This window comes from Nocardioides sp., assembly GCF_025964975.1.
GTDB lineage: Bacteria > Actinomycetota > Actinomycetes > Propionibacteriales > Nocardioidaceae > Nocardioides.
Genome location: NZ_JAOPXV010000162.1, coordinates 19392 through 29912 on the forward strand (window position 1 = coordinate 19392; position 10521 = coordinate 29912).

The 10521-nt window shown below is 69.7% G+C and carries 9 protein-coding genes; 3 read left to right on the top strand and 6 right to left on the bottom strand.

Annotated elements, in window-relative coordinates; all coding sequences use genetic code 11:
• Positions 1-5: 5 nt before the first annotated feature.
• From JWN68_RS12450 to JWN68_RS12475, 6 genes are all read right to left on the bottom strand, one after another.
• On the bottom strand, positions 6-1187 hold the full coding sequence (locus JWN68_RS12450) for a SpoIIE family protein phosphatase (RefSeq protein ID WP_297739290.1): 1182 nt from the start codon (positions 1185-1187) through the stop codon (positions 6-8).
• Complete coding sequence (locus tag JWN68_RS12455) at positions 1188-1988, bottom strand: alpha/beta hydrolase (RefSeq protein ID WP_297739293.1); 801 nt, start codon at positions 1986-1988, stop codon at positions 1188-1190.
• Positions 1989-1992: 4 nt separating this feature from the next.
• Positions 1993-2370, bottom strand: a complete 378-nt coding sequence (locus JWN68_RS12460) for an STAS domain-containing protein (RefSeq protein WP_297739314.1) — start codon at positions 2368-2370, stop codon at positions 1993-1995.
• A gap of 91 nt (positions 2371-2461) precedes the next feature.
• The gene (locus JWN68_RS12465) at positions 2462-3742 is read right to left on the bottom strand and encodes an ATP-binding protein (protein WP_297739295.1); all 1281 of its coding nucleotides are present in this window, start codon (positions 3740-3742) and stop codon (positions 2462-2464) included.
• 49 nt (positions 3743-3791) lie between these two features.
• Entirely contained in the window at positions 3792-4904 is a 1113-nt protein-coding gene (gene rlmC / locus JWN68_RS12470) for a 23S rRNA (uracil(747)-C(5))-methyltransferase RlmC (RefSeq protein ID WP_297739298.1), read from the bottom strand.
• Positions 4904-6334, bottom strand: coding sequence for an aminopeptidase P family protein (locus JWN68_RS12475; protein WP_297739301.1), 1431 nt, complete (start codon positions 6332-6334; stop codon positions 4904-4906). Before JWN68_RS12475 ends, rlmC begins: the two co-directional genes overlap by 1 nt.
• A gap of 56 nt (positions 6335-6390) precedes the next feature.
• On the opposite strand from JWN68_RS12475, the gene JWN68_RS12480 reads away from it, so the two are divergent.
• The 3 genes from JWN68_RS12480 to JWN68_RS12490 form a co-directional block, all read left to right on the top strand.
• On the top strand, positions 6391-7509 hold the full coding sequence (locus tag JWN68_RS12480; protein ID WP_297739304.1) for a PrsW family intramembrane metalloprotease: 1119 nt from the start codon (positions 6391-6393) through the stop codon (positions 7507-7509).
• Positions 7506-9281, top strand: a complete 1776-nt coding sequence (locus JWN68_RS12485; RefSeq protein WP_297739307.1) for a dynamin family protein — start codon at positions 7506-7508, stop codon at positions 9279-9281. Before JWN68_RS12480 ends, JWN68_RS12485 begins: the two co-directional genes overlap by 4 nt.
• Positions 9282-9320: 39 nt before the next feature.
• Positions 9321-10521 (top strand): YfjP family GTPase (locus tag JWN68_RS12490; RefSeq protein ID WP_297739311.1); only part of this gene is annotated, 1201 nt, incomplete at its 3' end.

The following is a 10521-nucleotide window of genomic DNA, read 5'->3' on the forward strand; positions in this document are numbered from 1 at the left end:
GAGGGTCAGGACGACCCTGAGGCGCGGAGTGCCAGCAGGGCGATGTCGTCGCGCGGGTGGTGACGCTGGAACTCGAGCACCTGGTCGAGCACCCGGTCGATCAGGTCGGGCAGGGTGGCGGGTGCGGCCAGCGCTTCCAGCAGGCGCTCCTCCCCGAACAGCTCTCCGTCGCGCCGGGCCTCGGGGACCCCGTCGGTGTAGAGGAACAGCGACTCGCCCCTCCCGAGATGCATCGTGGACTCGCTGAAGTGCGCGGGGTCGAAGGCACCGACGATCATGCCGGGCTCACCGAAGGTTTCTGGCGGTGCCCCCGGGCGAAGCAGCAGCGGCAGCGGATGGCCGCCCGAGCTTGCCGTGACCTCCCAGCCCTCCTCGTCCCTGTGCACACGAAGCATGCCCAGCGTGCAGAACCGGTCCGGGTCCGACGACAGCAGGACCGAGTTGAGCTTGTGCAGCAGGTCCCGCGGAGACCTTTCGGTCACCGCCAGGGACCGGACCGTGTGGCGGACCAGCGACGTGACGACCGCCGCCTCGACGCCCTTGCCGCAGACGTCGCCCAGCACGACGGTCCAGTCCCCTTCGGCGATCTGGAACACGTCGTAGAAGTCGCCGCCCACCTCGTCGCCCGCCCCGGCGGGCCGGTAGGCGGCAGCGACCTCCAGACCCGGGATCGTGGGTGACGTCGGCGGGATGAGCGTCTGCTGGAGTGCCTTGGCCAGCTGTACGGCGTGTCGCTCGGACTCCTCGGCCTGGCGCTTGGCCAGCAACAGTTCCTGCTCGTAGCGACGGCGCTCCGTGGCGTCGAAGACCGCCACCCGGACGACCCGCGGCTCACCCTCCGGGCCGCGATCGAGCACCGCGTTGACGAGGACCGGCAGGCGAGCACCGTCCGCGGTCACCACCTCGAGCGCGATCTCCTTGACCTGTCCCAGGACGAGCAGCATCGGAGCGAGGTGCGTCTCGTGGTAGATCCTGCCGCCGGGCGTCAGGAGATCGACCAGCCGGCGCTGGCCGACCAGCTCCTCGGCGACGAAGCCGGTCCACGTCATGAAGGTCTCGTTGACCTTGACGATGGTCCCGTCCGGTGTGGTGGAGAGGTAGCCGCAGGGCGCCTTCTCGTACAGCGCGGCCGGGTCGTCGCCGAGGAGGGCCTGCTGGAACGCGGACGTGGCGTCGGGGGCCGCCACTCAGCGACCCTCGGCGAAGAACGTCTCCATGGCCCTGATGACCTCGTCCGGAGCGCTGAGGTTGGGACAGTGACCGCTCGAATCCAGCACCGCCAAGGAGCTGCCCGGGATGGCAGCCGCGACGTATTGCCCCACGGCCATCGGCGCGATCATGTCGTCACGTGACTGCATCACCAACGTGGGGACCGAGACCAGCGGCAGGTCTGCCCGGTTGTCGGAGAGGAACGTGGCCCGGGCGAAGCGTTCCGCGATGTCCGGGTCGGCGCGGCAGAAGCTCTGGGTCAGCTCCGCGCCGAGCTCGGGGCTGTCCGGCGTGCCCATGATGGCCGGGGCGATCGCGCTGGACCAGCCGAGGTAGTTGCTGGACAGCGCTGCCAGCATGTCGTCGATGTCGGCCCGGTCGAAGCCGCCGGTGTAGCCGTCGTCGTTGATGTAGCGAGGTGAGGGCCCCACGAGCACCAGGGCAGCGAACACCTCGGGTGCTCGGAGATGGGCCAGGACGCCGATCATGGCCGACACGGAGTGACCGACGAACACCACGTCGTGCAGGTCCAGCTCGGTGCAGATCCGCACCACGTCGTCGGCATAGCCCTCGAGCGAGGCATACCGCTCCGCGTCGTACGGCGCCTGAGCCCCACCAGCGCCGACATGGTCGAAGAGGACCACCCGGTGGCTGCTCTCGAAGTGCGGGGCTACGTAGCGCCACATGTTCTGGTCGCAGCCGAACCCGTGCGCGAACAACAACACGCGACCACCGGGCAGACCAGCGTCGACCACGTTGTGCGCGCGGGTGACATTCACGCGGTCACAATACGGTGGGGGCTGCCGAGTCCGCCGCATCGATGACGTCGCGAGCCGGTTGCGACTGCACCGTCTTCGTGATCGTGAAGACGCGGTCCAGCGCGGTGATCTGGAAGAGCCGCAGGATGCGTTCGTTGGAGCACACGATGCCCAGGGACCCGTTGAAGGCCTGAGCCTTGCGTCGGGCTCCCACGAGCGCTCCAAAGCCCAGGGAGTCGAAGAAGCTCGTCTCGTCCATCTCGATGAGGATGTGGACCTGACCCTGGATCAGCAGCTCGTTGAGCACCTCGCGGAAGGTGTCCACAGTGCTGAGGTCGATCTCCCCGCGGGGAGTCACGACTGTGTAGCCGTGGGCAAACCGCGTCGCGACCTCGAGGTTCATGTCCGGCACGCGCACACACTAAACGGGTGGCCGTGAGGATGTGCGCGTTTGGTCGCGCTTTCACCCTTTGGTGTGAACAACTGCCTCGGCCTCAAGGGACCTGCGGCTCCTCGAGCTGCATCTCAGCGACGATCATCGAGGCGCCACCGGTGCCTACGGACGCAGTGAGAGCGAGCCGGACCTCCATCTCGGTCCCGTCGCCACACCGAGCCGGTACGACGACGGCGAGCCCGAGCAGGGGGCTCCGGTCGGTGAACTGGTGGAGGGTGAGCCCCGCGAGGTGTGTCTGGTGATGACACGCCGGGATGAGCTCCGCCAGCCTCCTGCCCATCAGCGCGGAGTGGCTTTCGTACTTCAGGAGAGATACGGCTGCCGGGCTCGCCGCGATGATCAGGCCACTACGGTTTGCGCCGATCAAGGCACTGGAAGCGGCGTTGACGGCCGCGACGTCCCAGGTCGCGGCCTCCTCGGTGGTCGGGTCCACGGATCCGGTCGGCGTTGCCCAGGGTCGCGGCGGTTCGCCCTCGGCCTGCTCACGGACCTGGTCACACATCCACCGACGAAAGGCGTCGAACTCGGGCTGGGACGGTGGCGCCAGCAGTCGGCCCGCGTGTGCCAGGGACAGGGCTGAGTCCAGCTGCTTGTCCAGGGTCTCGAAGTGCGGCACCGAGTCCTGAGGCACCACCACGTGCACCTTGACCGTCGTCGGCTCCGGGACGCCATCGCGCGGATCAGGCTCCGGGTCGCGCTCCTTCGTGCCCACCTGCTCCTCAAGGATTGCCAGGGCGTCCATCGCGGCCGCGTGTGCCTCGAGCTCGTCACTCGCCGCTACGTCGATCCCGAGGAGCAACAGGTCGCGCAGGAGGGACTTCGCGTGCTCCTGCCAGGCCTCGTGCATCAGGGCGGGCATATTGAGCAGCTCCACGGTCACGTCGTTGCCTCGCCGGCCGACGGCGGAGCCGTTGAGCTCAGTACCCGAGATCTCCGGGTCGTGCGGCCCTTCGGCGCGGACGCTCAGCCCCAGCTGGAACCAGAAGATCTTGCCGTCCGGCCGCGTCTCGACACCCCACTGGTCCGTCAGCTCGGCCACGAGGCGAAGACCTCGCCCCGTCATCGCCAGTGAGTCGTAGGAGGCCACGACGGGCAGGTGGGTGCTGGAGTCTGCGACCTCGACCCGAAGACCGTCCTCGTCGAGGGAGGCCGCCAGCTCTATGTCGGCACCCGTGTGCACGATGGCGTTGGTGACGACTTCGCTCACCACGAGCTCGGCGGTCTCCACCAGGGGCTCGAGAGGGGTGCCCTGAAGGTGCTCTCGGACCAAGCGGCGGGCACGGCCGACACTGGAGGGATGGGCGGGCAGTTCTTCGCGCATTTCGCCTTCCTGAACGGGGCGATCTGGTGGCAGGGGTCGTTGACCAGCCTCACACGGTAGTACGCCGTGCCAGGAGCACAACCACCTCGTAGTGGGTGGTGTGCGGGAACATGTCCAGCACCCTGGCCTCGACGGGCACCCACGACGGCATCCTCGACAGGTCCTGTGCGAGCGACTCGGCGTTGCACGACGAATAGATGACATGGCCGACATCTGAGGTCTCGAGCCACTCCGCGAGGTCCGGTCCGATGCCCCGACGCGGGGGATTCGCGATCACGACGTCGGGCGTCGTGGACTGCGACCGGGCCCAGGAGGTGGCGTCGTCCGCGATGAAGGTGACGCCTTCGGGTGCTGTCTGCCGGGCGGCGGCGACGGCCTCGGTCGAGACCTCCACGCCGGTGATCGACCGGCCGGGCGCCGTACAGGCAAGGGCGAAGCCGCCGACCCCGCAGTAGAAGTCCCAGACGGACGAGGGGGCGATGGCTGCGACCCAGTCGCGGGCCTGGGCGTAGAGCGCTGCCGCGACGTGGACGTTGGTCTGGAAGAAGCCCTGCGGCCGCAGGGCGAGCTCGAGCCCGGCGATCCGCATCGGCAGCACCGACTGGTCGGTCAGCACGATCTCGCGCTCACCCTCGAGCACGGCGGCGTGGATTGGTTGGACGTTGAGCGAGACGACTCGGAGAAGAGGGATCTCGGAGAGCAGCCAGGGCAGGTGCTTGCGGATCCGTGCCTCGTCGGCCGTCGAGCGGACCACCAGCCGCAGCATCAGCTCGCCGTCGGGGGACTCGGTCATCAGCACGTGCTTGAGCTCGCCGGTGCGTCCGCTGACGGAGTACGGCGCCAAGCCAACCCTCGTGATGAAGCGGGCCACGAGCTCGAGGGCTGCGGTCAGGCGCGGGGAGTGGAGGCTGCAGTCGCGCAGGTCGACACCACGATGAGCGGCGTCCAGGATCCCGAGCGTCGGCAGCTCGATCGTGCCGCCGACGACCATCTTGGCCTTGTTGCGGAACCCTGCGTCCGGTCCGGCGATGGTCGGGTGCCAGACGGGACTCGGCACCAGAGACCGGGCGTGCGCCTCCTTGTCGCTCAGCTGCCGCGCGCGCGGGACCTCCAGCAGCGAGCACGAGCGGCACCGCAGGTCGTCGAAGTGGCGACACTCCACTAGCGACGGGCGCCCATCCACTCCTCCACCTCGGCGGAGGTGCGGGGGAGCGCGGCGGACAGGTTGAGCCAGCCGTCCTCGGTGACGACGATGTCGTCCTCGATCCGGATGCCGATGCCCCTCAGCTCCTCGGGGACCAGCAGGTCGTCCTCCTGGAAGTACAGGCCCGGCTCCACGGTCAGCACCATGCCCGCCTCGAGGTTGCCCTTGGGATAGATGCCGACCGAGGCGCTCCCACAGTCGTGCACGTCCATCCCCAGCATGTGCGAGGTGCCGTGCAGGGTCCACCGGGCGTACAGCTTGGACTCGGGGTCGAGCGCCTCCTCGGCCGAGACGGGGAGCAGTCCCATGTCCGCGAGGCCGTGCGCGAGGACCTCCATCGCCGCGTGGTGGGCAGCGAGGAATGCAGCGCCCGGACGGATGGCCTCGATGCCGGCCTGTTGGGCGTTGTGGACGAGGTCGTAGAGCTCGCGCTGCAGCGGGGTGAAGGTGCTGTCAACGGGGAGGGTGCGCGTGACGTCGGCGGTGTAGAGGTTGCGCCCCTCGACACCCATGTCGAGGAGCACCAGCTCGCCGGGACGGATCGGACCGGTGTTGTCGATCCAGTGCAGCGTCGTCGCGTGGGCCCCGCCACCGACGATGGAGTCGTAGCCGATGTCGTTGCCCATCGCGCGGGCGCGACGGAAGAAGGTGCCCTCGATCCACCGCTCGCCGAACTCCAGCACCCGGTCCCACTCGCGCACCGAGTCCTCGAAGCCGAGCGTGGTGATGTCACAGGCCTCGGTCAGCTCGCCGATCTCCCATTCGTCCTTGATCAGCCGGAGCTCGGACACGACGCGGGTGAAGTCGGTGTCCAGGGTCTCGTCGGCGGCGACCAGGGCGTCGATCCGGGCGTCATGACCGCGGTGGACCCGGGTCTTGCCACCGCCCTGCAGCCGGGCCGGCAGGTCGTCCAGGTGACGGACCTCCAGGCCGAGGCTGTCCGACATCTCGCCGAGCGAGGGACGTCGGCCGGCCCACAGCTCGCCGTACTGACGGTCCCGGAAGAACTCGTCGGTCTCCCGCGAGGCACGCGGCCGGGCATAGAGGACGGATTCGCCATCCTCGACCACCAGCGCTGCGTCGCTGGTCTGGTTGCCGGAGAAGTAGGTGTGGGCGGTGTCGGGCCGGAAGCGGTAGTCGGTGTCGTTGGCGCGCGCCTTGTAGGTGCCGGCCGGCAGCACGAGGCGCTCCCCTGGGAACATCTCGGCCAGCCGCGCGCGGCGCGCCTCGGCGTACTCCGCCACCGGATGCGTGGGTAGGTCGATCTCGCGCTCTCCCCACCCGGTGCGCATGAAGGCGGCGTAGGCCTCCGGCACGGCCGGATCGTGGGACTCGGTCCTGGGAGCGCTGCTCCGGGGCCCCGGCGGTGGCTGGGTCTGCTCGTTCACGTCGCCACTGTACGCCGCAGAGCCGGTCTGGCCCCCCGCTCCGTTAGGCTCCCGGCATGCCCATCCGCCGTCGCGACAGTGTTGCGTTCACCGTGATCGTGACCGTCCTCGTGCTGCTCGGCGCGCTCGTGATGGCCGTGGTGATCGGGCTGTCCGGCGCCTCGGACACGTTGATCCTCGCGGCACTGTTGGCGGCACTGCCCGTCGGTCCGCTGGTGGGTTGCTTCATGTGGTTGGACCGCTACGAGCCGGAACCGCGCTCGTTGCTGGTGGGCGGGCTGCTGTGGGGCGCCTTCGTGGCCACCGCCGCAGCGCTGCTCTTCCAGGGCATCGGCGTCGCAGGCGGCGCGACCGACGAGCAGAGCCTCTCCTTCCTGGCCCCGGTCACCGAGGAGGCGACCAAGGGCGCCTTCCTGGTGCTGCTGCTGTGGTGGCGACGCCACGAGCTCGACGGCATCCTCGACGGGATCGTCTATGCCGGCATGGTCGGCATCGGCTTCGCGTTCACCGAGAACATCCTGTACCTCGCGGCTGCCTACAACGGGACCGACGGTCTCGGGCCGGGCGGCACCGACGCACTCACCGGCACCTTCGTCATCCGTTGTCTGCTGAGCCCCTTCGCCCACCCCTTGTTCACCGCCTTCATCGGGATCGGGGTCGGCATCGCCGTGACCTCACGCAAGGGTGTCGTCCGGCTCCTCGCGCCCGTCGGCGGTTACGCCCTGGCCGTCTTCACGCACTCCCTGTGGAACTCTTCGACCCTGGGCGGGGCAGGCAACTTCTTCTACGTCTACGGCACGATGATGTTCCCGGCGTTCCTGGGGCTCATCGCGTTCGCGCTGTACCGCCGGCGCTCCGAGAAGGGCATGATGGCCGCCGCTCTGACGGACGCGTCCCGACGCGGGTTGATCCCTGCCACCGACATCCCCTGGCTGGTCGACCTGCGTGCCCGGCGCCGCGCCCGCCAGTTCGCCAAGCAGGTGGGCGGTCAACCGGCCGAGCGGGCGATGCGCGAATACCAGGCGGCGGCGATCGAGCTCGCCTACCTGCACCACCGATACCTGCGCGGCACCGCGCCGCGTGACTTTGCCGAACGCGGCCAGGAGCACGTCCTCGCCCTGAACACCGTACGGCCCTACATCTCCTTCCCCGGACAGGTGGTTCCGACCCGATGAGCGAGTCACAGCCGGAGAAGGACTCACGACCGGGCGGCGACAGCAGCACCCAGATGCTGACGGCGCTGGTCCGCATGCGCAGCGCGCTCCAGGAGGTGCGCCTGCCACTGGAGCTGCCGAGCGCCCTTGAGCAGCGTGACGCCCAACGCGAGATGGTCGACCAGCTCGAGGACTACGTGATCCCGCGCCTGATGACGATCGAGGCGCCGCTGCTGACCGTCGTCGGGGGCTCCACCGGGGCTGGGAAGTCGACCTTGGTCAACTCCCTCGTCGGCACCCGGGTGACCCAGCCCGGCGTGCTGCGACCGACCACCCGTTCGCCCGTGCTCGTGCACAACCCGGCCGACGCCGAGTGGTTCGGCCAGGACCGACTCCTTCCGGATCTCGAGCGCGTGACCACGGCGACCAACGACCCCGAAGCGCTCCAGCTCGTCGCGTCGGACGCAGTGCCCGTCGGTCTGGCGATCCTCGATGCGCCGGACATCGACTCCGTGGAGGAGCGCAACCGCGTGCTCGCGGCCCAGCTGCTCGCCGCGGCCGACCTCTGGCTGTTCGTGACGTCCGCTGCGCGCTACGCGGACCAGGTGCCGTGGGACTTCCTGCGCAAGGCCGCCGAGCGGTCCGCCGCAGTGGCCATCGTCCTGGACCGGACACCGCCCGACGCCATCGAGACGGTCTCGACCCACCTCGCCCGCATGCTCGCCAGCCGTGGGCTCAAGGACTCGCCCCTCTTCACCGTCGTCGAGGGCGACGTGAACGAGGACGGGCTGCTGCCCGCCGCGAATGTCGCCGAGATCCGGGGCTGGCTGGGATCGCTGGCAGCAGATGCCGAGGCCCGCTCCGGGGTGGTCAAGCAGACGCTCGACGGCGCCGTCCGCACCCTGGCACGCCGCACCCACTCGGTCGCCGACGCCGCCACCGAGCAGGTCGACGCCGTACGCCGGCTGCGCAGCGACGCCAACGCCGCCTACGACAAGGCAGTCGTGGAGATCGCCGAGGCCTCGGCCGACGGCACCCTGCTGCGTGGCGAGGTGCTGGCCCGCTGGCAGGAGTTCGTCGGCACCGGGGAGCTGCTCAGGTCGTTGGAGACCCGGGTCGGCTGGCTCCGCGACCGGGTCGTCAACGCGATCAAGGGCAAGCCCCAGCAGGCCGAGCGGGTGACCGTCGCCGTGGAGTCCGGCCTGGAGACCCTGATCCTCGAGCACGCCGAGGCCGCCGCCGAGCGCGCTGAGGCCTCGTGGCAGTCCACCGTTTCAGGGCAGACCCTGCTGGCCGATGCGGGCGAGGACCTCGGGCGCGCGTCTCGCGACTTCCGCCGCAGGGCCGAGCGTGCCGTACGCGACTGGCAGTCCGACGTGCTGGAGATGGTGCGCACCGAGGGTGCCGACAAGCGCTCGACGGCACGCTTCCTGGCCTTCGGCGTCAACGGCCTGTCGGTGGCCCTGATGGTCGTGGTGTTCGCCCACACCGCCGGAGTGACGGGCGCCGAGGCGGGCATCGCCGGCGGCTCGGCCGTGCTCGGACAGAAGCTGCTCGAAGCGGTCTTCGGGGACCAGGCGGTGCGGACCCTCGCCGAACGAGCCCGCCAGGACCTCGAGGCCAAGGTCTCCGAGCTCCTCGGTGCCGAGCGCCAGCGCTACCTCGACCTCCTCGACAGCCTGAACATCTCGCCCGAGGCGCCGGAGAAGCTGCGCGAGGCCTCACGTCGCGTGGATGATCTTCGTTTCGCCGCCAAGGGTGGCAGCGGCACCACGGGGGCGTCCGACGCATAAGGTGTGTCACATACGCACCACTGTGAACAGAGGGAGACCATGACGTCCTTGCTCGAGGGGGCCAAGAGGCTCGTCTCGCGGAGCTCTGACATCGGTGCACGGGTCCAGGGTCTCGAGCAGGCCGTCGACAACGCCGAGGGGCGGGTCGACTCCGACGTCGTCAAGGACGCCCGCGCCGTTGTCCTGCGGGCTGCCGGTCGGCTGAAGCTCTCCGCGGAGCACACCGTCGTGGCGCTCGCCGGGGCCACCGGGTCCGGCAAGTCGTCGACGTTCAACGCACTGACCGAGCTCGAGCTGTCGGCCGTGGGTGTCCGCCGGCCCACGACGTCGTGGGCCACTGCCTGCGTGTGGGGCCAGGAGGGCGGCGAGGAGCTGCTCGAGTGGCTGGGGATCCCCGCACGCCACCAGGTGACGCGTGACTCCATGCTGTCGACGGGCAAGGAGGACAACGCCCTGCAGGGGGTCGTGCTGCTCGACCTGCCCGACCACGACTCGACCGAGGTCTCGCACCACCTCGAGGTCGACCGGCTGGTGCGCCTGGCCGACATGTTCGTGTGGGTGCTCGATCCGCAGAAGTACGCCGACGCCGCGATCCACGATCGCTATCTCGCCCCGCTCGCGTCCCACAAGGACGTGATGCTGGTGGTGCTCAACCACATCGACACCGTCCCGGAGGCGCGCCGGGAGGGGATGATCGCCGATGTCCGCCGCCTGCTGGAGGCCGACGGGTTGGACGGGGTCCCGGTCCTCGGGATCAGTGCTCGCCACGACTGGGGCATCGACGAGCTGAAGAAGCAGATCGCCAAGCGGGTGGCGGAGAAGAAGGCGACGCGAACGCGGCTGGCGGCCGACGTGCGCGCCGCAGCCGAGCGACTGCAGGCGGTCTCGGGGACGTCGTCGGTGCGCTCGCTGTCCAAGGAACGCGTGGCGGCGCTGGACGACGCGTTCGCCGACGCTGCCGGAGTCCCGACTGTCGTCAAGGCCGTGGAGGACTCGACCCGCATCCGGGCCAACCGGGCGACCGGGTGGCCGGTGACCGCGTGGTTCTCCAAGTTCAAGCCGGACCCGCTCAAGCGGCTGCATCTCGACCTCGGTGCCGCCGGCAAGCAGCTCACCGGTGCGGCACGCACGTCCGTGCCCCAGGCGACCGGCGTGCAGAAGGCGCGGGTGGACACCGAGGTGCGCGCGCTGGCCGACCAGGTGTCGGAGGACATGGGGCAGCCGTGGGCCACCGCCATCC

Coding starts and splice junctions, on each gene's coding strand:
- JWN68_RS12460 (WP_297739314.1), bottom strand. CDS start 2,370: ATGAACCTCGAGGTCGCGACGCGGTTTGCCCACGGCTACACAGTCGTG.
- JWN68_RS12465 (WP_297739295.1), bottom strand. CDS start 3,742: ATGCGCGAAGAACTGCCCGCCCATCCCTCCAGTGTCGGCCGTGCCCGC.
- JWN68_RS12480 (WP_297739304.1), top strand. CDS start 6,391: ATGCCCATCCGCCGTCGCGACAGTGTTGCGTTCACCGTGATCGTGACC.
- JWN68_RS12485 (WP_297739307.1), top strand. CDS start 7,506: ATGAGCGAGTCACAGCCGGAGAAGGACTCACGACCGGGCGGCGACAGC.